Source organism: Thiocapsa sp. (assembly GCF_022340925.1).
Taxonomy (GTDB): Bacteria; Pseudomonadota; Gammaproteobacteria; order Chromatiales; family Chromatiaceae; genus Thiocapsa.
Genome location: NZ_JAJDNA010000097.1, coordinates 21,511 through 45,408, shown reverse-complemented (window position 1 = coordinate 45,408; position 23,898 = coordinate 21,511). Strand labels below are relative to the sequence as shown.

At 65.0% G+C, this 23,898-nt stretch carries 23 protein-coding genes; 15 read left to right on the top strand and 8 right to left on the bottom strand.

What is annotated here, in order from left to right:
* The first annotated feature begins 6 nt into the window (after positions 1 to 6).
* The 6 genes from rpsM to LJE61_RS11745 all read left to right on the top strand — a co-directional run bounded on the left by rpsM (position 7) and on the right by LJE61_RS11745 (position 3,719).
* A complete protein-coding gene (gene rpsM, locus LJE61_RS11770) occupies positions 7 to 363 on the top strand; it encodes a 30S ribosomal protein S13 (protein ID WP_296909762.1) in 357 nt (118 codons plus the stop codon).
* Positions 364 to 399: 36 nt separating this feature from the next.
* Positions 400 to 789: a 30S ribosomal protein S11 gene (gene rpsK, locus LJE61_RS11765; RefSeq protein WP_296909761.1), complete on the top strand. Its 390-nt coding sequence runs from the start codon at positions 400 to 402 to the stop codon at positions 787 to 789.
* Between the two features lie 15 nt (positions 790 to 804).
* Positions 805 to 1,425, top strand: coding sequence for a 30S ribosomal protein S4 (gene rpsD / locus LJE61_RS11760; protein WP_296909759.1), 621 nt, complete (start codon positions 805 to 807; stop codon positions 1,423 to 1,425).
* A 22-nt stretch (positions 1,426 to 1,447) separates the two neighbouring features.
* Complete coding sequence (locus LJE61_RS11755) at positions 1,448 to 2,458, top strand: DNA-directed RNA polymerase subunit alpha (RefSeq protein WP_296909757.1); 1,011 nt, start codon at positions 1,448 to 1,450, stop codon at positions 2,456 to 2,458.
* 35 nt (positions 2,459 to 2,493) lie between these two features.
* The gene (rplQ, locus tag LJE61_RS11750) at positions 2,494 to 2,886 is read left to right on the top strand and encodes a 50S ribosomal protein L17 (RefSeq protein ID WP_296909756.1); all 393 of its coding nucleotides are present in this window, start codon (positions 2,494 to 2,496) and stop codon (positions 2,884 to 2,886) included.
* 80 nt (positions 2,887 to 2,966) lie between these two features.
* Positions 2,967 to 3,719, top strand: a complete 753-nt coding sequence (locus LJE61_RS11745; RefSeq protein ID WP_296909755.1) for an SAM hydrolase/SAM-dependent halogenase family protein — start codon at positions 2,967 to 2,969, stop codon at positions 3,717 to 3,719.
* 162 nt (positions 3,720 to 3,881) lie between these two features.
* Here LJE61_RS11745 and LJE61_RS11740 read toward each other — a convergent pair whose 3' ends face one another.
* Positions 3,882 to 5,276, bottom strand: coding sequence for a DEAD/DEAH box helicase (locus tag LJE61_RS11740; protein ID WP_296918488.1), 1,395 nt, complete (start codon positions 5,274 to 5,276; stop codon positions 3,882 to 3,884).
* A gap of 134 nt (positions 5,277 to 5,410) precedes the next feature.
* On the opposite strand from LJE61_RS11740, the gene gyrA reads away from it, so the two are divergent.
* The 6 genes from gyrA (at position 5,411) to LJE61_RS11710 (ending at position 13,883) form a co-directional block, all read left to right on the top strand.
* Entirely contained in the window at positions 5,411 to 8,044 is a 2,634-nt protein-coding gene (gene gyrA, locus LJE61_RS11735) for a DNA gyrase subunit A (RefSeq protein WP_296909751.1), read from the top strand.
* Between the two features lie 228 nt (positions 8,045 to 8,272).
* Entirely contained in the window at positions 8,273 to 9,355 is a 1,083-nt protein-coding gene (gene serC / locus LJE61_RS11730) for a 3-phosphoserine/phosphohydroxythreonine transaminase (RefSeq protein WP_296909749.1), read from the top strand.
* Positions 9,356 to 9,545: 190 nt separating this feature from the next.
* A complete protein-coding gene (locus tag LJE61_RS11725; RefSeq protein ID WP_296909747.1) occupies positions 9,546 to 10,733 on the top strand; it encodes a phosphoglycerate dehydrogenase in 1,188 nt (395 codons plus the stop codon).
* Positions 10,733 to 11,833 (top strand): prephenate dehydratase, encoded by a 1,101-nt coding sequence (gene pheA, locus LJE61_RS11720; protein ID WP_296909745.1) that lies wholly within the window; start codon positions 10,733 to 10,735, stop codon positions 11,831 to 11,833. Before LJE61_RS11725 ends, pheA begins: the two co-directional genes overlap by 1 nt.
* A 68-nt stretch (positions 11,834 to 11,901) precedes the next feature.
* Complete coding sequence (hisC, locus tag LJE61_RS11715; protein ID WP_296909743.1) at positions 11,902 to 13,014, top strand: histidinol-phosphate transaminase; 1,113 nt, start codon at positions 11,902 to 11,904, stop codon at positions 13,012 to 13,014.
* Positions 13,011 to 13,883, top strand: coding sequence for a prephenate dehydrogenase/arogenate dehydrogenase family protein (locus tag LJE61_RS11710; protein ID WP_296909741.1), 873 nt, complete (start codon positions 13,011 to 13,013; stop codon positions 13,881 to 13,883). Before hisC ends, LJE61_RS11710 begins: the two co-directional genes overlap by 4 nt.
* Positions 13,884 to 13,964: 81 nt before the next feature.
* Here the strand turns inward: LJE61_RS11710 and LJE61_RS11705 are convergent, their stop codons facing one another.
* Complete coding sequence (locus LJE61_RS11705) at positions 13,965 to 14,837, bottom strand: TauD/TfdA family dioxygenase (RefSeq protein ID WP_296909739.1); 873 nt, start codon at positions 14,835 to 14,837, stop codon at positions 13,965 to 13,967.
* 445 nt (positions 14,838 to 15,282) lie between these two features.
* Between LJE61_RS11705 and LJE61_RS11700 the strand changes: the two genes are divergently transcribed.
* Together LJE61_RS11700 and LJE61_RS11695 are read left to right on the top strand one after the other, a co-directional pair.
* Positions 15,283 to 15,744 carry an NUDIX hydrolase gene (locus LJE61_RS11700; protein ID WP_296909737.1) on the top strand — a complete coding sequence of 154 codons (462 nt, stop codon included), beginning with the start codon at positions 15,283 to 15,285 and terminating at the stop codon, positions 15,742 to 15,744.
* 157 nt (positions 15,745 to 15,901) lie between these two features.
* On the top strand, positions 15,902 to 16,552 hold the full coding sequence (locus LJE61_RS11695; RefSeq protein WP_296909735.1) for a hypothetical protein: 651 nt from the start codon (positions 15,902 to 15,904) through the stop codon (positions 16,550 to 16,552).
* Between the two features lie 407 nt (positions 16,553 to 16,959).
* On the opposite strand, the gene LJE61_RS11690 is transcribed toward LJE61_RS11695, so the two are convergent.
* Positions 16,960 to 17,934, bottom strand: a complete 975-nt coding sequence (locus LJE61_RS11690) for a DUF808 domain-containing protein (protein ID WP_296909733.1) — start codon at positions 17,932 to 17,934, stop codon at positions 16,960 to 16,962.
* Positions 17,935 to 18,002: 68 nt separating this feature from the next.
* On the opposite strand from LJE61_RS11690, the gene LJE61_RS15360 reads away from it, so the two are divergent.
* Positions 18,003 to 18,419, top strand: coding sequence for a DUF2934 domain-containing protein (locus LJE61_RS15360; RefSeq protein ID WP_363306129.1), 417 nt, complete (start codon positions 18,003 to 18,005; stop codon positions 18,417 to 18,419).
* Here the strand turns inward: LJE61_RS15360 and LJE61_RS11685 are convergent.
* The 5 genes from LJE61_RS11685 to bioC all read right to left on the bottom strand — a co-directional run bounded on the left by LJE61_RS11685 (position 18,311) and on the right by bioC (position 23,896).
* Positions 18,311 to 19,684, bottom strand: coding sequence for an SAM-dependent methyltransferase (locus tag LJE61_RS11685; RefSeq protein WP_296909731.1), 1,374 nt, complete (start codon positions 19,682 to 19,684; stop codon positions 18,311 to 18,313). The two genes, LJE61_RS15360 and LJE61_RS11685, sit on opposite strands and share 109 nt — an antisense overlap.
* Before the next feature lie 328 nt (positions 19,685 to 20,012).
* On the bottom strand, positions 20,013 to 20,777 hold the full coding sequence (locus LJE61_RS11680) for a trypsin-like peptidase domain-containing protein (RefSeq protein WP_296909802.1): 765 nt from the start codon (positions 20,775 to 20,777) through the stop codon (positions 20,013 to 20,015).
* Positions 20,778 to 20,897: 120 nt separating this feature from the next.
* A complete protein-coding gene (locus LJE61_RS11675; protein ID WP_296909730.1) occupies positions 20,898 to 22,028 on the bottom strand; it encodes a D-alanyl-D-alanine carboxypeptidase/D-alanyl-D-alanine-endopeptidase in 1,131 nt (376 codons plus the stop codon).
* A 225-nt stretch (positions 22,029 to 22,253) separates the two neighbouring features.
* Positions 22,254 to 22,991, bottom strand: coding sequence for a dethiobiotin synthase (gene bioD / locus LJE61_RS11670; protein ID WP_296909729.1), 738 nt, complete (start codon positions 22,989 to 22,991; stop codon positions 22,254 to 22,256).
* A complete protein-coding gene (bioC, locus tag LJE61_RS11665) occupies positions 22,988 to 23,896 on the bottom strand; it encodes a malonyl-ACP O-methyltransferase BioC (RefSeq protein WP_296909728.1) in 909 nt (302 codons plus the stop codon). Before bioC ends, bioD begins: the two co-directional genes overlap by 4 nt.
* Between the last annotated feature and the right edge of the window lie 2 nt (positions 23,897 to 23,898).

Below are 23,898 nucleotides of genomic sequence, written 5' to 3'. Positions count from 1 at the left end.
TAAGCTATGGCCCGTATCGCCGGCGTCAACATCCCGGACAAGAAGCACGCCGTCATCGCGTTGACTTCGATCTATGGTATCGGACGCGTCCGTGCCGGCATGATCTGTGACGCCGCCGGTGTGGCGCGCGACATGAAGATCCAGAGCCTCACCGAGGAAGAGGTCGACAAGCTTCGCAGCGAGGTCGCCAAGTATTCCGTTGAGGGTGATCTGCGTCGCGAGGTGTCGATGAACATCAAGCGCCTGATGGATCTCGGCTGTAACCGCGGCATCCGTCACCGGCGCGGGCTGCCGCTGCGCGGCCAGCGAACCCGCACAAACGCGCGGACCCGCAAGGGCCCGCGTCGTCCCATCAAGAGATAAGGGCGCTTGGGCGCAGCAAGGGCTGGATAACGTCGAATGGCTAAACCGACTCGTACGATCAAGAAAAAGGTCAAGAAACAGGTGGCGGACGGGATTGCGCACGTCCACGCCTCGTTCAACAACACCATCATCACGATCACCGATCGCCAAGGCAACGTGCTGTCGTGGGCGACCGCGGGCGGATCCGGGTTTCGGGGATCGCGCAAGAGCACGCCGTTTGCCGCTCAGGTGGCGGCCGACAGGGCCGGCCAGGCGGTGAAGGAGTTCGGACTGCGCAACCTGGACGTGAATGTCAAGGGCCCCGGGCCGGGTCGAGAATCCGCGGTGCGAGCGCTCAACAACGCGGGTTTCAAGATCACCAGTATCACCGACGTGACTCCGATCCCGCACAACGGCTGCCGTCCGCCCAAGAAGCGGCGCGTCTGACACAGGAACAGAGACATGGCACGGTACACAGGCCCAACCTGCAAGCTCGCGCGGCGCGAGGGGACCGATCTCTCGCTGAAGAGCCGGGCCCGCGCTTTGGACACCAAATGCAACCTGGAGAAGCAGCCGGGACAGACCACTGACCGCCGGCGTCGGCTCTCCGATTACGGCGTCCAGTTGCGAGAAAAGCAGAAGGTTCGTCGCATCTACGGGTTGATGGAGCGTCAGTTTCGCAACTATTACAAGAAGGCCGCTCAGGCGAAGGGTGCAACTGGTGAAAACCTGCTTCAGCTGCTCGAGCGCCGCTTGGACAACGTGGTCTATCGCATGGGTTTCGGATCGACACGTGCCGAGGCGCGCCAGCTGGTGAGCCACAAGGGCATCCTGGTGAATGGGCGTGTCGTCAACATCGCCTCCTATCAGGTCGGCACCGAGGACCATGTCGAGGTCCGCGAGCCTGCAAAGAAGCAGGTCCGTGTCCAGAATGCGCTGGCACTCGCCGAGCAGTACGGTTTCCCGGACTGGGTCGAGGTCGATACGAAGGGCTTCAAGGGCGTCTTCAAGCGTGTTCCCGAACGTTCGGATCTGCCGGCGGACATCAACGAGTCGCTGATCGTCGAGCTGTACTCCAAGTAAGGAGCTGCGTGAGGGGCACTGAATGACTGACGTTATTGGCGAATTTCTCAAGCCGCGGATCGTGAGGGTGGAGGCGGTCGACGGTAGTCCGACCCAGGCCCGTGTATCGCTGGAGCCGCTCGAGCGCGGTTTTGGACACACCCTTGGTAATGCGCTGCGCCGCATCCTCCTCTCATCGATGGATGGTTGGGCGGTAACGGAGGTCGAGATCCAAGGTGTCCTCCACGAGTACACCACCATTCCTGGCGTCCAGGAAGACGTGCTCGAGATCCTGCTGAATCTGAAGCAGCTTGCAATCTCGTTGAAGGGCAAGGACGAGGCGACCTTCACCCTGAGCAGGACCGGCACCGGCGTGGTCACCGCCGCGGATATCGCGATCGACCACACTGCCGAGATCGTGAATCCCGGTCTGGTCATCGCCAACCTCACCGATGGCGAGTTGAGCATGACTCTGACCGTGCGTCGCGGGCGCGGCTATGAGCCGGCCACGCAACGCGAGGTCGACGACAACGGGGATCGTCCAATCGGACGATTGCCGCTGGACGCCTCCTACAGCCCGATCCGCAGGGTGGCCATCGAGGTGCAGTCCGCGCGCGTGGAGCAGCGGACCGACCTGGACCGGCTTGTGATCGACCTCGAGACCGACGGCACGATCGACCCCCGGGAAGCGATCCAGCGCGCGGCCACCATCCTGCGGGATCAGCTGTCGAGCTTCGTAGTCCTGGAGGGGGCTGGTCCATCCGATGCGCATGTCCTCGAGTCCCGAGACGAATCCCCCTTCGACCCCATCCTGCTGCGGCCGGTTGACGATCTGGAGCTGACGGTGCGTTCGGCGAACTGTCTGAAAGCGGAAAACATCTACCTGATCGGTGATCTGATCCAACGGACCGAGGTCGAGCTCCTCAAGACCCCGAACCTCGGCAAGAAATCACTGACCGAGATCAAGGATGTGCTGGCGACCCGCGGACTGTCGCTCGGCATGAGGCTCGAGAACTGGCCCCCGGAAAACATCGCCGAGCTCGGTATTCGATAAGGTCTTCGATTCAAGAACTAATCGGGATTAGGATCATGCGTCATCGCAATGCCGGAAGGCATCTCAATCGAACAGGCTCGCACCGCGAGGCCATGTTTCGCAACATGGCAAGCTCACTGTTCCGGCACGAGTTGATCAAGACCACGTTGCCGAAGGCCAAGGAGTTGCGGCGTGTCGCGGAGCCGCTCATCACCTTGGCAAAGAACGATTCTGTCCACACGCGGCGTCTGGCTTTCTCGCGTCTGCGCGACAAAGAGGCTGTCGGGAAGCTCTTTGTCGAGCTGGGGCCGCGATATCGCGATCGCCCGGGTGGCTATTTGCGGATCCTGAAATGCGGCTATCGCACGAGCGATGCGGCCCCGATGGCCTATGTGGAGCTGGTCGATCGGGCGGTCGGCGGCGGGGCCGTGGATGATGAAGAGGACTGAGTCGGGCAACGTCTCGCCGCTGATCCGAAAGCCGGGCCCTTGCCCGGCTTTTTGCTGAGCCGGCCGCGATCGGACGATCCATGAAAGCGGGGATACGGCGTATCGCGCTGACCACAGACTTCGGCGCCGGCATCTATGTCGGCCAGATCCGCGCGCGTCTGGACGCGCTGTTGCCCGGCGTCCCAGTCATCGATCTGGCGCATGATCTACCCCCGTTTCGGGCCGACCTGGCGGCCTATCTTTTGCCCCCGATGATGCGCGACATGCCGCGACGGACGCTCTATCTCTGTGTCGTCGATCCGGGTGTGGGCGGCGCGCGGGCTGGTCTGCTGGTGCGGATTCGCGACGCCTGGTTCATCGGTCCGGACAACGGACTCCTGGCTCCCTTGGCGCGGGGGAACGCCGGCGCTTCGATCTGGCATATCGGGTGGCGTCCGGTAGCGATGTCGGCGAGCTTCCATGGGCGCGACTGGTTCGTACCCGCCGCGGCGCGGCTCTGTCGGGGCAAGGACCTCCGGCTGACCAGAATAGAGCCAGGTGCCATGGTTGGAGCGGACTGGTCGGCGGAGCTATCCTCCATCCTCTATGCCGATGGCTTTGGCAACCTCATCTCCGGGCTCAACGGGGCGGGGCGTTCGACGAGGCAGGCCTTGATCGTCGCGAGCCGGCGGGTGCCCTATGCGCGTACCTTCTGCGAGATCGCCCCTGGTGAGCCGTTTTGGTACGAGAATGCACTTGGGCTTGTCGAGATTGCCGTCAACCAGGGCCGAGCCGACCACTACCTTGGTCTCTCTCCGGGCGATCCGATCGGCCCCTTCGTTCACGTGGATTAGATCGACTGTCGGCTTCCCGATGACCGGATATACCCCTCTCCGGTTCATGAGGCGGCGCCCGACTGCCCGCAGCGTCTCGATGTCAAAATGCCGCCTTGCCGACACCAGCCGCGTCCAGCGGCTCGGCAGGGGGGAGGAAGCGACCGCACGGGCCCGATCAGCCTATGCAGGCGAATCGCCCTGCGGGTATTCGTGCTCGCCGTGCTCCGGATTCGCTGGCCCCGTATCTCGCTTTCTGAGTGGGCCGTGACCGGCCTCGACGCCGACCGGCGCCTTGGGCTTGCGGCGCTTTCCAATATTCTTGCGGTCGCGCAGGCGGTTCTTTGGTCTGGGCGTGGTCGGCTTCGCATTGCGTGCCTTGGTCCCCAGCCGTTGTGTCCCCTTCCGCGCGGCGGCTCGCCGGGGCCGCCCCTTGAAGTCTGCTTTCAGTCCTTCGATGCTGCGCAGCTCGAGATTGAGGTTCAGGTAGCGCTCGATGCTCCCCAGTCGATTCCATTCGGCCGAGCTCACCAATGAGATGGCGATGCCCTTCTCCCCGGCGCGCCCGGTCCGGCCGGTCCGGTGCAGGTAATCGTCTCCGCTGCGCGGCAGGTCGAAGTTGATCACCCGCTCGACGCCCGGGATATCCAGCCCACGCGCAGCCAGGTCGGTCGCGATCAATACCGTCACCCGACCGGCGCGCAGGAGCTCGATGACGCGATTGCGCTCGCGCTGATCCAGCTCACCGTGAAGCACGGCGACACATTGCCCTTGGCCCATCAGATGGTTGCCGAGGGCCGTCGCCCCCTCGCGAGAATTGGTGAACACCAGTGCCTTGTCGTAGGACTCATTCTCGAGCAGCCAGCGCAGCTGCCTTTGTTTGTGCTCGGCGCCGTCGCTCAACAAAATCTGATGGGTGATGTCCGGATGCTCCTCGCGCACCGGGGTGAGGGTCAACACGCGCGGCTCGCGGAGCAGCCGCTCGGTGATTCGACTCAGACCGCGATGATGGAGGGTCGCAGAGAACAACAACGACTGACGGGCGGGGCTGCTCCGGTCGATGATCGCCAGGACATCGTCCGCGAAGCCCATGTCGAGCATGCGGTCCGCCTCGTCAAGGACGAGGATCTCCAGGTCGCTCAGGTCGGCTTCCCGCGAGCTCAGAAGCTCCAGCAAACGGCCGGGCGTCGCAATCAGCACCTCGGGATTCCGACGAAGGGTCGCGATTTGGTGAGCCCTGGAATCACCCCCGGTGATCACACCGACGGTCAGACGCGTATAGCTGCCCAGCCGCATGAAGTGGTCGTGGGTCTGGCGGGCCAGCTCGCGGGTGGGGGCCAGCACGAGGGCACGCGTGCCGCCAGCGTGACGGGGCTCGCCCAGGAATCGCGCCATGATCGGCAGCAGGAAAGCGGCCGTCTTGCCGGAGCCCGTTGCAGCCGACACCAGCAGATCGAGCCCGTCCAGCGCCGCCGGGATCACCTGGACCTGCACTGCGGTCGGCGTCTCGAAGCCTGCGCTGCGCAGGCCGCGCATGAGTGCATCCGGAAGCCGAAAGTCGCAAAAGCATCTGGTCATGATCCGCGTCACAATACACCAAACATGGGGTCAAAAGGGTCCCGCGTGGTAAACTTCGCAGGCTCGCTATCCTGCGCCACGCGGCGTGATTTTGCGAGACGCGCAGCACGCTGACAGTTTGGTTGACCACGCCTATGCCAGAGTTCGCGAGAGAAATCCTCCCTATCAATCTCGAGGACGAGATGCGCCAGTCCTACCTCGATTACGCCATGAGCGTGATCGTCGGACGCGCGTTGCCCGACGTCCGCGACGGCCTCAAGCCTGTCCACCGCCGGGTGCTCTTCTCGATGAGCGAGCAGGGCAATGTCTGGAATCGCGCCTATCGCAAGTCCGCCCGAGTGGTCGGCGATGTCATGGGGAAGTACCACCCGCACGGCGACACGGCCATCTACGACACGATGGTGCGCATGGCGCAGCCTTTCTCGATGCGCTACCTGCTGGTGGATGGACAAGGCAACTTTGGCTCCGTGGACGGCGATCCCCCGGCGGCCATGCGCTACACCGAGGTGCGCATGACGCGCATCGCCGATGCGCTCCTCGACGACCTCGACAAGGACACCGTCGACTTCACTCCCAACTACGACAACACCGAGCAGGAGCCGGCGGTTCTGCCCGCGCGCTTCCCCAACCTGCTGGTCAACGGCTCGTCCGGCATCGCGGTCGGCATGGCCACCAATATCCCGCCGCACAATCTGCGGGAGGTCGTCGATGCCTGCCTGGCGATCATCGACAATCCGCTGATCTCCATCGATGAGCTGATGGCCTATGTCCCGGGACCGGACTTTCCGACTGCCGGCCTGATCAATGGCGTACGTGGCATCCGCGAGGCCTACCGGAGCGGGCGCGGTCGGGCGGTGATTCGCGCGCGCACCATCACCGAGGTGCAAAAGCGCAGCGGCCGTGAGGCGATCGTTGTCACCGAGCTCCCATACCAGGTCAACAAGGCGAAGCTGCTCGAGCGCATCGCCGAGCTGGTCAAGGAGAAGAAGATCGACGGCATTGCCCCAGACGGTCTGCGCGACGAGTCCGACAAGGACGGGATGCGCATCGTCATCGAGCTCAAGCGCGATGCCTATCACGAGGTGCTGCTGGCCAACCTGTACCAGCACACCCAGATGCAGCAGGTGTTCGGCATCAACATGGTCGCGCTCATCGACGGCCAGCCGCGAACGCTGAATCTCAAGCAGATTCTGGAATACTTTATCCGTCACCGCCGCGACGTGGTGACGCGCCGCACCCTCTTCGAGCTCCGCAAGGCCCGCGACCGCGCGCATGTCCTGGAAGGTTACGCGATCGCACTGGCCAACATCGACGAGGTCATCGCGCTGATCAAGGCGTCCCCGAGTCCTGCGGAGGCCCGCGAGCGCATGATGGCACGGGCGTGGCCCCCGGGGTCGGTCACCGCGATGCTCGAGCGCGCCGGCGCGGAGCAGACCCGCCCGGAAGACCTCGACGCCGAGCTCGGCCTGACCGATGCCGGCTATCGTCTGAGCGAGCGTCAGGCGAAGGCCATCCTCGATCTCCAACTGCATCGGCTCACTGGGCTGGAGCAGGAGAAGATCATGGACGAGTTCAAGGAGATCCTCGACAGGATCGCCGCTCTGCTGCTGATCCTCTCCGACGCGGATCGCCTGATGGCCGTCATTCGCGAGGAGCTCAACGCGATCCGCGAGCAGTTCGGCGATGACCGTCGCACCGAGATCCAGATCGACCACACCGATCTCACCCTGGAGGACATGATCGCGCCGGAAGAGGTGGTGGTGACCATGTCGCATCAGGGCTATGTCAAGGCCCAGCCAATCAGCGACTATCAGGCGCAGCGGCGCGGGGGCAAAGGCAAGAGTGCCACCTCGTTCAAGGAAGAGGACTTCATCGACCGCATTTTCGTGGCCAACTCACGCGACACCGTGCTCTGCTTCTCGAGCCGAGGGCGAGTCTACTGGCTGAAGGTTTATGAGTTGCCGCAGGCCGGACGCGGCGCCCGCGGCCGACCAATGGTGAACCTCCTGCCGTTGGATCCGGGCGAGCGGATCAATGCAGTCCTGCCCGTGCGTGATTACGAAGCCGGCTATTACGTGTTCATGGCAACCAGCCGGGGCACCGTGAAGAAGACCCCGCTCGACGAGTTCTCGCGGCCGTTGTCGCGCGGCATCATCGCGATCGACCTGCACGAGGACGAGTATCTGATCGGGGTCGCCATCACCGACGGGAAACAGGACCTGATGCTCTTCACCTCGGCCGGCAAGGCGGTGCGCTTCCGCGAGGATGCCGTCCGGGCGATGGGTCGGACCGCGCACGGCGTGCGCGGCGTCTCGCTGGAGCCGGGGCAAAAGGTCATCTCCCTCCTGGTTCCCGAGCCCGGCACCGTGCTCAGCGTGACCGAGAACGGCTATGGCAAGCGGACCCGGGTCGAGGATTTCCCGACCAAGGGCCGTGGCACCAAGGGCGTGATCGGTATCAGCACGTCCCAGCGCAACGGTGCCCAGGTCGGTGCGGTCCTGGTCCGTCCCGGCGACGAGATCATGCTGATCACCGAGGGGGGCACCCTGATCCGCACCGCGGTCGATGAGATCCCGGTCGTGGGCCGCAGCGCCCAGGGCGTCAAGTTGATCAACCTCGGAGAGGGCGAGCGGCTATGCTATCTGGAGCGCATCGTCGCGTTGGAAGGCGAGAAGGAGGCGAATGGCGACGGCTCCGAGGGCGAGGGCGACGTGACTGACGATCCGAGCAGCCACGGAGTTGCCCCTGACGATGATCCGCAGCCATGACCCGGAGAACCGGCCCGAGCCCCGAAACCTCAAGGATGTCGAGGGCTTGAGCTTGATCAGCGAGTCGCTGCAGCGCACTGCCGTCGGTCTTTGCGTTTTCCTGGTCTTGCAGGCTCCAATCGCCCGATTCCGTATGCCCGACTGCAACCGATCGAGCATCCCGGGGCCCTGACGACGGCTGGCTGACACTCAGTTCACCCACGACAACCTGATAACGGAGATCGAAGAATGGCTCGGGTTTACAACTTCAGCGCCGGTCCGGCGATGCTGCCTGAACCAGTCCTGAGCAGGGCACGCGAGGAGATGCTCGAGTGGCGTGGCAGCGGGATGTGCGTCGCGGAGATGAGCCATCGCGGCAAGGAGTTCATGTCCATCGCGGCGCAGGCTGAGGCCGACCTGCGCGAGCTACTCGCCGTTCCACTGGGCTATAAGGTCCTGTTCCTGCAGGGAGGTGCCTCCAGCCAGTTCGCTGCCGTCCCGATGAATCTCTTGCGTGGCGGAACCAGGGCCGATTACGTCAATACCGGATCCTGGTCCAAGAAGGCGATTGCCGAGGCACGCCGTTACTGTGAGGTCTGTGTGGCGGCAAGCACCGAGGGCGAGCGTTTTACTCGCGCCCCACGCCAACCGGAGCTGGCTCTGAGCCCCGACGCGGCCTACGTGCACTACACACCGAACGAGACGATCGAAGGGGTTGAATTCCCATATGTCCCGGAGACAGCCGGCAAGCCACTCGTGGCCGACATGTCCTCGACCATCCTGTCGCGCCCGATCGATGTGTCGCGCTTCGGACTCATCTACGCCGGCGCCCAGAAGAACATCGGCCCCGCCGGGCTGACCATCGTCATTGTCCGCGAGGACCTCCTCGGACAGCCCTTGCCTGCGACACCGACGATGCTCGATTACAAGGTCCATGCGGACAACGACTCCATGTACAACACCCCGCCGACCTTTGCCTGGTATCTCGCGGGACTGGTGTTCGGCTGGTTGCGGGAGCTGGGCGGGCTGGAGGCCATGGCCAGGATCAACCAGCGCAAGGCGGCGCTGCTCTATCAGGCGATCGATGCATCAGGGTTTTTCAAGAACCCGGTGGAGCAGGAATCGCGCTCTTGGATGAATGTTCCCTTCACACTCGCGGATCCGGGGCTGGACGAGACCTTTCTGAAAGAGGCCAAGGCGGAGCATCTGGTCACCCTCAAGGGCCACCGCTCGGTCGGAGGCATGAGGGCCAGCATTTACAATGCAATGCCGCAGGCGGGTGTCGAGGCGCTGGTCGGTTTCATGCGAGAGTTCGAGCGCAAGTACGGCTGACGAACCGCCTCGGGTGTGACCGGCGCGGTCGATGTTTCGACTCAGCACGGCATGTCCCCTCGGTCATCGGAGCAGACGCGGCTCGGATTTCAATGGGTCTTGATTCTGAATCGCGCCACCTCTAAGGCCGTTTACTCGCTGGGGGCTGGCCCCCTTAAACATCGATTCTCACTCAGGACGCGATTCAGGCATGAAGTTCAAGATTCAGACGCTCAACAACATCGCCGTTGCGGGACTCGATCGGCTGCCGCGGGATCGCTACGAGGTCGCCTCCGAGATCGCCCATCCCGACGCGATCCTGGTACGGTCGGCCAAGATGCAGGCAGTGGACATCCCGCCGAGTGTCCAGGCCATCGGGCGCGCCGGAGCCGGCACCAATAATGTCCCGGTCGAGGCGATGACCGGGCGTGGTGTGGTGGTCTTCAACGCGCCGGGCGCCAATGCCAATGCCGTCAAGGAGCTGGTGATCGCCGGCATGTTGATGGCGGCGCGCAACATCGGGCAGGCCTGGCTCTTTGCGCGGGGCCTCGAAGGGGACGACGCGGCGATCCATCGAGCCGTCGAGGCGGGCAAGAAGCAGTTCGTCGGGTTCGAGCTGCCCGGCCGCACACTCGGGGTCATCGGTCTCGGTGCAATCGGCGTCAGAGTCGCCAATGCCGCCCGCTCGCTCGGGATGCGGGTGGTCGGTTACGACCCGACCATCACGGTGCAGCGGGCCTGGCAGCTGGAGAGCGACGTGCAGGCGGCGATCAGCATCGACGACCTGCTCTCGCGTTCTGACTTTGTCTCCTTCCACGTGCCGCTCACGGACGATACGCGGCGGATGATCAACGCCGAGCGGCTGCGCACCCTGCGCAAGGGCGCAGTCTTGCTGAACTTCTCGCGCGACGGAATCATCGATGACGATGCCGTCATCACCGCGCTGGACCAAGGCCACCTCTACGCCTATTGCTGTGATTTCCCGAGCAATCTCCTGAAGAACCATCCGCGGGTCATCACCCTGCCGCACCTGGGCGCCTCCACCAGTGAGGCTGAGAACAATTGTGCCATCATGGTCGCGGAGCAGGTCCTTGACTATCTCGAGAACGGCAACGTGACCAATTCCGTCAATTTCCCCGAGATCAACCTCCCGCGGAACGACGGTTATCGCATGGCGATCGTGAACAGCAATGTGCCGAACATGGTCGGGCAGATTTCCACCGACCTGGCCGCCGCCGGGCTGAATATCCTCGACATGCTCAATCGTTCGCGCGGTGACGTGGCGGTGACCCTGATCGACGTCGATCATCGCTGTCCCGATGAGACGGTGGCGCGGCTTCGGGCGATCGATGGTGTCCTCTCGGTGCGCTGTCTCGGGAGTCGAGAACGGTTTGATTGATGACTCAAGAGCGCGCACAGGGCGATGTCCTGGAGGGCGTCCGGAGCCGGATCGACGAGATCGATCTGGAGCTCCTCCGCCTGATCAGCGAGCGCGCGCGCTGCGCCCAACAGGTCGCCCACATCAAGACCGCTGCGGACGGGAGTGAGGCCCAGTTCTATCGGCCCGAGCGCGAGGTCGCCGTGCTGCGGCGCATCAAGCAGGCCAATCCGGGACCGCTCGACGGCGAGGAGGTCGCCCGCCTCTTCCGCGAGATCATGTCGGCCTGCCTGGCGCTCGAGCGCCCACTGAACGTCGCCTTTCTGGGTCCGGAAGGCACCTTCACCCAGTCCGCCGCCATCAAGCACTTCGGCCATTCGGTTAAGACCTTCGCCATGGCGACCATCGGCGAGATCTTCCGCGAGGTCGAGGCCGGCTCCTGCGATTTCGGCGTGGTCCCGGTCGAGAACTCGACCGAAGGCGTCGTCAGCCATACGCTGGACATGTTCATCGCCTCGCCGCTCCGGATCGCAGGCGAGGTCAGTCTGCGGATCCACCATCACCTGATGAGTCGAACCCATGAGCTCGACGCCATCCGCAGCCTCTACTCACATCAGCAGTCGTTGGCGCAGTGCCGAGGTTGGCTCGACCGCCATCTTCCGGCTGCCGAGCGGATCGCGGTCGGGAGCAATGCCGAGGCGGCGCGAACCGCGGCAAACGAGGAGGGTGCGGCGGCCGTTGCGGGCCTGCAGGCGGCCGAGATCTACCGTCTTGACGTCCTCGCCGAGCGGATCGAGGACGAGCCCGGCAACACCACCCGTTTCCTCGTGATCGGCCAGCAGGACTCCCCGCCCAGCGGTCAGGACAAGACCAGCCTGCTCCTGTCCTGCCGGAACCAGGCAGGAGGCCTGCATGCCCTGCTCACGCCCTTGGCGGCGCACGACATCAGCATGACCCGCATCGAGTCGCGACCCTCGCGCCGGGGGATCTGGGACTACGTCTTTTTCATCGACATCATGGGGCATCGGTCGGATCCGAAGGTCGCCCTCGCTCTGGAAAGCCTGGAGAGATCATCCCTGCTGTTCAAGGTCCTCGGATCCTATCCGCTCGCCGTGTTGTGACATTCTCATGGCGCTCGCCTGGCCTGTGCGACCGTCGAACCCGCAGGCTTGAAGCCAAGTCCATAGACATGACCACCCAAACCAACCCATTTATCCACCTCACCGCGCCCGGAATCCCCGCACTCACCCCCTATGTTCCCGGCAAGCCGGTCTCGGAGCTGGAGCGCGATCTCGGCATCCGCGATGCGGTCAAGCTCGCCTCCAACGAGAACCCGCTTGGGCCGGGCCCCAAGGCCCGCAAGGCGATCGCGGCTGTGCTGGGTGAGATCGGCCGGTATCCGGATGGCGGCGGCTATGAGCTGAGGCGTGTTCTCGGCGAGCATCACGGCATCGCGCAGAGCGCGATCACGATCGGCAATGGATCGAACGACGTATTGGATCTGGTCGCCCGGACCTTTCTTTGTCCGGGCGTCGAGTCGGTCTTCTCCGAACATGCCTTTGCCGTCTATGCCATCTCGACCCGGGCAGTCGGGGCGACCGCGCGTGTCGCGAAGGCGCGTGACTACGGGCACGATCTCGACGCCATGGCCGGCCTGGTGACGGACAGGACCCGCGTCGTCTGGATCGCCAACCCGAATAACCCTACGGGGACCTGGCTCGCCGCAGAGCCGCTCAAGTCCTTTGTCGGATCACTGCCGCGGACCTGTATGGTGGTCGTCGATGAGGCCTATACCGAGTATGTCGGCGAGCCCGACTTTCCGGATGCGACCCGCTGGCTCGAAGGCTTCCCCAACCTCATCGTGACCCGGACCTTTTCCAAGGCCCATGGGCTCGCGGCCCTCAGGGTAGGCTACGGGCTCAGCGACCCGCGCGTCGGCGAGCTCCTGAACCGGGTGCGCCAGCCCTTTAATGTCAACGCCCTGGCGCAGGCCGCCGCGGCCGCGGCCATCGGTGACCGGGAGCACGTGCGGGCCTCGGTCGAGCTGAACCGCTCGGGCATGCGCCAGTTGACCGAGGCGTTTCAACGGATGGGGCTCGACTCTATCCCATCGGTCGGCAACTTCGTCACGGTCGATGTCGGCCGACCAGCCGGGCCGGTCCACCATGACCTGCTGCGTCGCGGCGTCATCGTGCGGCCCGTTGCCAACTACGGGCTCCCGAATCACTTGCGCATCAGTATCGGTCTGGAAGAGGAGAATGCGCGCTTGATCGCCGCGCTCGAGGATATCCTTGCGCCATGATCCAACGCCTTGCCATCGTCGGGGTCGGTCTGATCGGGGGCTCATTGGCGCGGGCGCTGCGCGCGGCCGAGGCGGTGGACCAGGTCATCGGCTGCGGTCGTGGTCTCGCCAATCTCGAGCGCGCTCGCGATCTGGGCGTGATCGATGAGCTGAGCCAGGATCCCGGCGAGGCGGTCGCCGGTGCCGACATGGTGTTCATCGCCGTCCCGCTCGGCGCCATGCGCGGTGTCTTGGAGGCGATCCGCGATCGGCTCGACCCCCTGGCGGTGGTGACCGATGGGGGGAGCGTCAAGGGGAGTGTGGTCGCCGATGCGATCGGCGTCTTCGGCTGCACCCCGCTTCGCCTGGTCCCGGGGCATCCGATCGCCGGGACCGAGCACAGCGGCGTGGAGGCCTCCTTCGCCGAGCTTTATCGCAACCGCAGGGTGATCCTGACGCCCTTGCCGGAGACGGCCCCGGACGCCGTCGCGCGGGTCACCGCCATGTGGGAGACCTGCGGCGCCGAGGTCACCTGCATGTCCGTCGCCCATCACGACGAGGTGCTCGCCGCCACCAGTCATCTCCCGCACATGCTCGCCTTCGGACTGGTCGATGCGCTGGCGCGGATGCGCGAGAACGATGAGATCTTTCGCTACGCCGCCGGCGGCTTCCGGGATTTCACCCGGATTGCCTCCAGCAGCCCCGTGATGTGGCGTGACATCTGTCTCGCCAACCGCGAGGCACTCAGCGCCATGCTCGCGCGATTCGGGATCGAGATGGCGGATCTCGCCGAGAGCATCCGACGCGCCGATGGCGAGCGTTTGCTCGCCATCTTCGAGCGCGCCAAGGCCGCCCGCGACCGCTACGTCGATGCGACGAGAAGCGAGTAGCAGGATGACCAGCCCGACTCGCGGAAGCCGAGCGACGTGCTCGCGTCCGTCTGCGCGCGTCGATGGGGGATCCTGGGCCCTTCAGGTTCCGGCGATCCGGTCGTAGTAGCGTGCGCGATAGAGAAGACGGGGCTTGGGACCGTCCGTGAACCCGGTGCGGGTGTGCAGGACGTTATTGGAGATCAGGCCCCAGCCGGACTCGAGGCAGCCAATGAAATGCCAGGGCGAGCATGTCTCCAGGACCTGTTTCAGACAGGCGACAGCAGCTGCCGTCGACGGGTCGTCGTGCCAGACGACGTTGCGGCTGCGGTGGGTATAGCGCATGTGCAGGCGCGCGTTCGGGCCGACGGAAAAGACAGGCCCGCTCTGCTCGGGGCGTATTTCGTCACCGTCGACTAAGTTGGCCGGGATGGTCATGCAGGTCGGTTGCATCAAGGCTCGAATATGGGCCGGATCCTGATCGCGGACCAGGATATAGGCGATCTCATGGTCGAGCAGCGCGTTCGCCCCGCCTTCCGCGGCGGGCAGCACGCAATGGAGAAGCAGGGCGTGGATCTGGCGCTCGGGCACGTTGTAGTAGCCATCGGTGTGCCAGGCGATGGGACGGTTCGAGTAGGGGATGTAGTCGCGATGCCTGGCGTCGGTCTGAATGGTCAGCGAGGTGATGGCGTCCTGGTCGGCACCGCGGTTGCGGTCGAGTCGACGCAGTCCGAGACGTGCGCCGAGTGCGCTGGGGATGGCCTTGTCGGGGTCGTCGCCCGTGGGTCCCGCATAGATTGCCATGTTCGCGCGGCGACAGCGTTCGAGAATCGCCCTGTTCTCGGCATCGGTCAAGCGACGCGGATCGCCGATCTCCACGAGGAGCTCGGCGAGATCGGTCGGCGCCCTTGCGAGTTTTTCGGCACGCCAGCGCTGGTAAGCGGGCTCGTCCTCAAGGTCGAAAGGATGCCTCACCGGGATCTCCGTGACAGGCCGTGTTGGCGACGGTAATCCCTTCGACGTGATTCAGCATTGATCCTTATCAGCTTCGCGGACTTAGCCCCTCTGCAGGTCCCATTCACTGAGGTTCCCGCTTGGATCGCCCCGTTGACATTCATCTGAGCGAGGCTGACGGCGAGCAATGTGTCGCGCTGGAAAGGCGCGGCGAGGAGGCATAGTCGGCTCTATTGCGACGAGCCGCAACGCCGCCAGCGCGGAAAAGGGCGGCCGTCAGACCGCGAACGGTGATTGTCAACAGGCCCTGAGCCGCGGGCAGGGCTGGATTGCGTCCACTCTGCTCGAATCCTGACCGGCGCGACTCAGGCAGCGAGCCGGCGGCGCCTCGGTGATCTCACCTCAATGGTCCAATCCCGCGTGAACGGGTACATTGGTCGCATCCCGACCGCGAGGAAGACTGCCCATGGCCGCTCCCGTCACTCCGTTGCTTGCCGCGGACGTCATCATCGAGCTGGTGGACCGCCCCGAGCGGCCGATCGTCCTGATCGAGCGACTCAATCCGCCCTTCGGCTGGGCCATCCCGGGTGGCTTCGTCGACGTCGGTGAGCGCTTGGAGCAGGCCGCGGTCCGCGAGGCCCGGGAGGAAACCGGACTCGTCGTCACCTTGCGCGCCTTGCTCGGCATCTATTCGGATCCGGCCCGGGATGCCCGTGGCCACACGATCACCGCGGTCTACGTGGCTGAGGCCCGGGGTGAGCCGCGGGCGATGGATGATGCCCGTGCCTTGCGGGAGTTTCTTCCGGACAGGCTCCCCGACCGGCTCGCCTTCGACCATGCGCTCGTGCTGGCCGATTACCGAAGGTTCCGGGTTGAGGGTAGGCCCGCGCCGCTGCGTCTTGGGCCGGATCCAGCAGACGCCGCCTGAGGGGTCCGCTGCGCGGGGATCGGCTATCATCCTCAGTCAAGGAAAAGCGCGCGGCACACGCGTACACTTGTGCATGTCCGGGCGGGTGCCGGGGGCGACGTCGCCGTTGGCATCCGGAACGAGGCGGGCGAATCGGAACCGATACCGGAGGTCGCTGATGCAAGCCGTGATTGACAGAGCCTTCTGCCTAAAACACCCTGTCAAAATCATTCAATTGTTCGGCTGGGACGTCTTCATCGGGATGCTGTGGAGCAAGGACAAGACCCTGCTTCAGCGAATCGCCGAAAAGTATCAGGCGCGTCGCGTGCCCATGCCGGGGGCCATCGGGAACGCCTACAAGCTCTCCGCGCTTTTCGAGTTTCGTGTGGCCCACATCTATGCGGCCATGGCCGAGCGCTTTAAGGCCAACCGGGAGGTCTCTCAGCTCTTTTCCGATCTCAGGGACGAAGAGATGGAGCACGGCCGGCTGATGCTTACCTGCTTGTATCAGGTCGCCGTGAACCGCGAGGTGGACTTCGTCCCCAGCGTGCGCGACGAGGAGATCCGCGAGTCCCTGAACGAGCTTCGGCGAATCGAGCACCGGGTCGCGGGTATGACCCTGGAGGAGGCGTTCAAGGTCACCAACGAGCTCGAAGCAGGCGAGGTCAACATCATCTTCGGGCGCTTGCTCCAACAGGTCGGCAGGGCCGAAACCGAGCTCTTCGCGGAACAACTGAAGGGCGCTCAGAGCCACCCACAGTCGGTCCCCCGGCGCATCAGCGAGCTGAAGAAGCGTCTCGGTCCGGAGGGGCTGGCCGCCGCAGCCTAGGAGCCTGTCGGACGTAGGATGAATCGGCTACGGAAGCGGGACAAGGGTCCATGTCGCCCCGCTTTGTCGTGACATAGCCCCCACTCTGCGCCTCACAACCGGAACGCAATGGCCTCGCTCTCCCACTCCCTCGCTTCGATCCTCCTCTGCTCCGACAGGCGCCTAGGACCCCGTCGGGGCTGAGGCCGACAGGCTCCTCGGTGAACAGGCAGGGTGAGCAGCCGCACGAGCCCGCGGCGCACCTTCAACTGCTCCTTGCGACTGAGCCCACCACGCGGAGGGTCCGCGACTGCTCCCCGGTGGCACGCCGCTGACCTCGCAGCGTCGGGCCGTCACGACGTTCGGGACGGATGCGGGCATCCGGTGATCTCGATGGTCCAGGCGGATGGCCGCCAAGCTCCGCTTCGTTAGCGGGTCGATGAAGCCCTGCTTCGCGAGCGGAGGCCGCGGAACAGGAACGAGCCGAGCCGGACGGTGCCAAGGATGACCGCCCCGGACAGGACGCCGACCAGTGCATTGAAGACTGGCGGCGTCAACACCCCGACCACCGGCCCGATCGTTGGGATGGCCGCCGCGGCATGGCTCAAGGGATGCAGGAGGTCATGCACCCCGGGTAGCCCATGAACCAGGATTCCGCCGCCGACCAGGAACATCGCGGCGGTCCCGATGACCGCAAGCGCCCGCATGAGGCGCGGGGCGGCGGCTAGCAGCCAGGCGCCGAGGCGCCGCTGCAGCCGCGCCGACAGGTCATCGCCGGGACGCCGACCCAGATAGATACCGGCGTCGTCCAGCTTGACGATGCCCGCCACGAGCCCGTAGACGCCGACCGTCATCAACAGGCCGATGCCCGCAAGGACCGCCAGCTGGTTGACCAACGACGCCTCGGCGACAATGCCCAGCGTGATGACGATGATCTCCGCCGAGAGCACGAAGTCGGTGCGGATCGCGCCGCGGATCTTGTCCTTCTCGAAGCTCACCATGTCGAGGCTCGGGTCGACCAGGGTGTGGGACAGCTCCGTGTGATGCCGTTGTTCATCGGCAGTGTGATGCAAGAAGCGATGAGCCAGCTTCTCGAAGCCCTCGTAGCAGAGAAACCCGCCGCCCAGCATCAACAGGGGCGTGATGGCCCAGGGCGCGACGGCACTGATCAGCAGTGCCGCCGGGATCAGCGCCAACTTGTTCTTGAGCGATCCGACGGCGACCGCCCAGATGACCGGGAGCTCCCGCTCGGCGCGAACACCGAGAACTTGCTGCGCGTTCAGTGCGAGATCGTCCCCAAGCACGCCGGCGGTCTTGCGCGCCGCGACCTTGGTCATGACGGCGATATCGTCGAGTACGGTTGCGATATCGTCGATGAGTGCGAGTAGGCTCGCTCCGGCCATGGGCCCTCCCAGGATCATTGGGTTCCGTGGATTTTAAATCGCGTCAATGATGATTGCTCGTGCAATCCATGGGGCGCGATCGGGGCGGAGCGGATAGAGGGTTCTATACTGAAACACACATATCGAGCCATTCCCACCACCGGTTGCGGTCGATAGGTCAGGCCCCGAAGGCGGGAAAACCGAGCCGAGGGGGTCGCTTGCATCGCGGTCCAGGGACCCACCTCGCGGAGGCATCCGATTCGGGACCCAGCCCTCCATTACCTTGCCTGGGGGAGATCGAGATGACGATAACGACGAGTGATCGAATGGATGCGGCGGCGTGGGGTCCGCTTGCGCGGTTGCGCGAGGATCGCCACCGCCGGATCAGTGAGGCCGCCTACTTCAAGGCCGAAAAGCGCGGCTTTGCGCCGGGCCACGAGGTGGACGACTGGCTCGCCGCGGAAGAGGAGATCGATGCGGCATCGCGACCCTTGCTGGAGGGCTGATCCTGATAGAGGTGGGCGCGCGTCCACGCCATGTCGTTCTTGCCGGGCCGCGAAAACACGACCTGGTAGAGCTGCAGGGAGCCAGCCCGGAAGGTGGCGATGGAGGCCGCGAGATAGAGACGCCAGGCACGCACGAAGAAGTCGTCGAACATCTCCCGCACGTCTTGTTCGTGCCCCTGGTAACGCTCCAGCCAATGCTCGACCGTCTTTGCGTAGTGAAGTCGGATGTTCTCGACGTCCACCACTGAAAACCCGGGATCCTCGAAGATGGCCATCATCTCACTCAGGGCGGGGGGATAGGCCCCGGGAAAGATGCGCTTCTCGGTCCAGGCACTGGTGGGCTCCGGACGGATCTGACCGATCGAGTGGATGAGGCCGCGTCCATCATCCGTCAGGACACGGTCGATCACGCGTCCCAAGGTCGCGTAGTTCTCAGCGCCCACGTGCTCGAGCATGCCGACCGAGACGAACGCGTCGTAGGCCCCCTGGATGTTCCTGTAGTCGTCCTCGATGTACTCGATCCGGTCATCCAGTCCCTCAGACTTCGCCCGTTCCCGGGCATACGCGATCTGTGAAGGCGAGATGTTGTAGGCCCGCACCCTAACCCCGTAGTGTCGGGCGAAATGCCGCGCCAACCCGCCCCAACCGCACCCGGCCTCGACCACCTGGTCGCCGGGCTCGAGTTGGAGCTTGCGGGCGATGTAGTCCAGCTTGGCGGCTTGAGCCTGCTCGAGCGTCATGTCCGGCTCGGCGAAATAGGCGCAGGTGTAGGCCATTTCGTCGTCGAGCCAGAGACGATAGAACTCGTTGCCTAGGTCGTAGTGGTGGTGAATGTTGTCCCGGGAGCCCGAGAGGCTGTTGCGCTGCGGGCGCACCAAACCCCGTTTGAGGAACCTCTGCAGGACGCCGGGCCGGGTCCGCTTGACCTTGGCCTCATACACTGCCTCGATAAACGCGACCAGGTCGCCCTCGATCTTGATGCGCCCTGCGCTGAAGCTGTCGCCGAAGTGCAGGTTCGGGTTGGTGAGCAGGCGCCAGAAGGTGGCGCGGTCCAAGAAGCGCATGCGGGCGACGGGCTGGCTATGGGGACAGCGGTAATGCTCCCGGCCGTCCCAACAGAGGACGCTCACCGCCGGGTCACCCAGAAGGCCCATCAGGCGATTGAGCAGCCACGTCTCGACCGGCGTCACGTGACGGGGTCCGGCCCACGTCTCCTGCTCTCCCGACAGCGTCCCGTCTACTAAAGGGTGCCTGTTAGACTTCATGTCGCGTATCCTCTTCGCTCGATGCGCGATCCCACTGACGCATAAAGGATAGTGATTTCAAAGTCTTCGCATAGAGCACACTAGCGTTCGGTGCGGCTTGTGTCAAGTCGATCGGCTGGTAGCAAGTAGCGCCGTACGCAATCTAAGCCCTGGACAACGAGGCGATGGCGGGGAGTGTGGAAGGGCGAGAACGGCGAGTCGATCCGGTCGGGAGGCTCTCCGGCCGTTGCTGAAAACGGATCGCGCATGCGAGCCATGAAGGCCGGGACCGCGGCCGCTCCGGCGTTGGAGGAACAAGCCGGATCGCCCCGAGCGCCGGGCGGGCCGCTCAGCGTCCGCGCAGCACCTTCTCCAGCGCCGCTCGGGCGCGGTTGCTCGGGACCGCAAAGCCGATACCCACGTTACCCCCGCTGGGGCCGATCAGGGCGGTGTTGATCCCCACCACCTCGCCGGCCAGGTTGATCAAAGGTCCCCCGGAGTTGCCCGGATTGATGGACGCGTCGGTCTGGATCAGCTCGCCGATGCGATTCCCGGCGATCCCGCTGCGGCCGACTGCGCTCACGATCCCCGAGGTCACGGTCTGGCCCAGGCCGAAGGGGTTGCCGATCGCGATCACGAAGTCGCCGACCTCCAGGCGGTCGGAGTTGCCGAGTGTAAGCGGTTGCAGGTCGACCGGGGGGATCCTGAGGATGGCAACGTCCGAATCCGCGTCGGCGCCGAGCCGTTGCGCCCGGTAGCTGCGCCGGTCCTTGAGCGTGACCCGGATCTCGGTGGCGTCCTTGAGCAGATGATCGTTGGTCATGACGTAGCCGCGCGCGGCATCGATGATGATGCCCGAGCCGACACTCTGGCGCTGTTCCAGCTCGCCCTGCTCGGGAACAGGTAGGTCGAAGCGCTCAAGGAATCGGCGGAAAACCGGGTCGCGCAGGAAGGGGTGATCCTCGATCGCGACCTCGGCGTCGACTGATATGTTCACCACGGCCGGAGTGACACGGCGCATCAGGGGTGCGAGAGAGGGAAAACCGGAGATGGCGCTAAGGTAGGGAAATCCGCCTGCGGCCGCCGGACCTGTGGCGCGTTCCGACGCGGGCATGGCGACGCAGCCCGCCGTGAGCAACAGGATGCTCGCGACGGCCGCGAGCAGGCGCGCTCGAAGGAGGTGCTGGGAACGATGTGTTGGGCGGGGCAAGGCGGGTCCTGTGGGGCGGCGCGATCAGCGAACCAGTCCGCTGGCCACGCGCAGCCGCAGATTATAGTCCACAGGTTCGTTGATGAGCAGCGCGAATGGCGCCCAGCCGCCTCCCCGCCGCACGTACCCCGCATAACAGCTCACCCCGCGCAACGTCCCCGTCTTGGCGCGAATGGACGGGTTGCCGTCCTGCTCCGGCATCAGATCCCGATAAGGGGCGAAGGCGTGAAGTACGTCCACCAGTTGACGGGCGCTCAGGCGGTTCGCGCGCGAGAGTCCGGCTCCGTCATCGATCGTGAAGTCGTTCCAGCCGAAGCGCTTCCGCGCGAAGGCAGTCATGGTTCGTTTCGCACCCGCCATGCTCACCTGCCCCCGGGCCTGAGGCTCGGCTAACCGCAGGAACAGGGCGTTAGCGATGAAGTTGTTCGAGTACTTCAGCATCGGACCGGTCATTTCGGCGACTGTCCGGCTGTTCGCATGGCGATAGATGCGCTTCGCACCGCCAGGCACGGGGGCGAAGCGTTGCGCCGTGTCCACCTGGACGCCGGCCCCCTCAAGCTTGGCGGCGAGCAGCTCCCCGAAGTAGCGCAACGCGATCTCGCGCTCGCGCAGATTGACGCGCTGCTTTCCCGCGGCGCCGGCCAGGCCAAAGCGCCTCGCGGAGGCGGTCAGCGGGGTCTGGGGCTCCGCGCTGTGGACCTTGTCTCCAGTGCGCACCAGGCTGACGGTATTGAAGTTGGCCGCCAGTGCGGTCACGGGTGCGTCGTACGGATTGTCAGAGGACGAGCGCCCGGCGATCTCGACGTCGGAGCTGAAAAAGCTGTCGTCGAGGCCGATCCCCTTGACCCGGCCGGGTAGCTTGGCGGCGAGTGGCGTGATGACTCGGTCCAGCTCCTCGGAGACAAGGTACGGATCGGCGTAGCCCTTGATCCAGAGCCAGCCGGCATCGTCGAGGAAGAAATCGGTCTCGAAGCGATGGCTGCGCCCCCAAGTCTCGAGCGCCGCGAGCGCGGTCAAGACCTTCATGGTTGAGGCAGGGACCCTCGGCGTGTCGGCTCGCGTGGCGATCAGGTCGCGCCCGTTCTCCTTGAGCAGAAGGCTCGCCTTGCGAAGGCTCTGGGCCTGGGCGACCGGATTGGCCGCGACCGGAGCCATCCCGAGGCTCGCTGCAAGCAACAGAAGGGTGGTGATGAGGCCAGCAGCGGGCCGCTGCCTCCGCGCCTCTGGCCCCCGCTTCGAGCGGTTGGTCCGCCCGCCGGGGGGTCTCTGAAGGGGGCGAGCCGGACGCTGAGGCAACATCGAGGTTTCGATCATAACTGGATCCCGGAGTGGCGAAGTTGGACGGACGAAACGGCGTCAAGGATAGCCGACAACGCGGGTCTATGCGCGTCGGCTTGGGCCACCGGCCTTGACGGTCCTGAGCTTCGAGGTGTGCCCCGGGGGCAGGGTGATCAGCTCCGGGTTGAGATAGCCGGCTAGGTCTTTCGGCTCCAAACCGGCGATCCATGGCACGACCCCCAGACAGGGCGCCTCCACGAGCGCCGCAAGGGTCGCAAGATTCGCGTCGCGCGCGCGCATCCGCGGGTCGATCTGATTGGCGATCCAGCCGGCGAGGACACCGCCTTTTGCGCGGATACTCTCCATGGTTAGCAAGGCATGGTTGATACAGCCCAGTTTCAGGCCGACGACGACAACGACAGGGAGTCCGATCGCCTGAGGGATGTCGCTGACGAAGAGGCTGGATCCCAGGGGGACCCTCCAGCCGCCGACGCCCTCGACGATGACCTGATCGGCTTCTCGCGCCAGGGTTTGAAAGGCCTGCTTGATGGTGGCGAGTCTGATCTCGACACCGGACTCGCCTGCGGCGATGTGCGGTGCGATCGGTGGCTCGAAGGCATAGGGGTTGACGAGGCTATAGGGTGCCGGCGAGCTTCCCTGCGCCAGCAGGCGGAGCGCGTCTCGGCTGCGCGGCCCCTCCGGCCCCCGTTCGCAGCCAGAGGCGACGGGTTTCATGCCGAGCACCTGCAGGTCCCTTGCCTGAAACGCCGCCATCAGTCCGAGGCTGATCTCGGTCTTGCCGCAATCCGTGTCTGTCCCAGTGACGAAGAGTCCGCTCACGGCGATGACCGCAAGGCAGGCGATGACACGGCGGTGACGGCGGACGCGGCTGCACGCCGGTTTCGACCGATGGCGCTGATGGGCACGGAGATTCCCCCGGCAGCGGGTTTTTGCTCGGGTACCCAGGCGTGGCCGTAGACCACCTCATAGCTGGCTGGCAGGCGACCTTCCCTACGGTTGATCTCGTAGGCCTCTCCCAAGGCCGCCACCCGGGCACGCCCGGTGAGCCCGCGCGGGCGATCCAGCGTCACGTTGCTGGCGCCCAGTGCCTTGAGGTCCTGCATCAGGTCATGGATGCCGAGATAGGTCAGTGTGAGGTGCTCGGCATCCATGACCGGGTCGGCAAAGCGGGCCCGGATCAAGGCGTCGCCGATATCGTGCATGTCCAGGAATCGGCTCACGTGTGATGCGCCGTCAACCGTGGCCCAGGCCTGCCGAAGCTCCTTCAGGGTATCCGGCCCGAAGGTGGTGAACATCAGGAGTCCACCCGGGCGCAGAACGCGCAGGCATTCCTCGAAGGTGTGATCGAGGTCGTTGCACCATTGGAAGGTCGCATTCGAGACGATCAGGTCGACGGCGCCGTCCGCCAGCGGCAATGACTCGGCGTCGGCGCAGACGCAAAGCGGACGCCTGCGCCAGCTGCCATGGCGCCGGGCCTGCAGCAGCATGCCGTGCGCGAAGTCCAAAGCGACCAGGCGCGCCTTGCGATAGCGGCGGTAAAGGGCGTCCAAGGCGTGGCCGGTGCCGGCGCCGAGGTCCAGGATGCGATGCGGCTCGAGGCGAACGTAGTCGAGCCGCTCGAGCAGGCGACCGGCGATCTCGCGCTGGAGCACAGCGGCGCTGTCATAACGCGCGGCTGCACGCTCGAAGTTAAGCCGGGCGCGCCGTTTGTCGATGAGGGTCATGA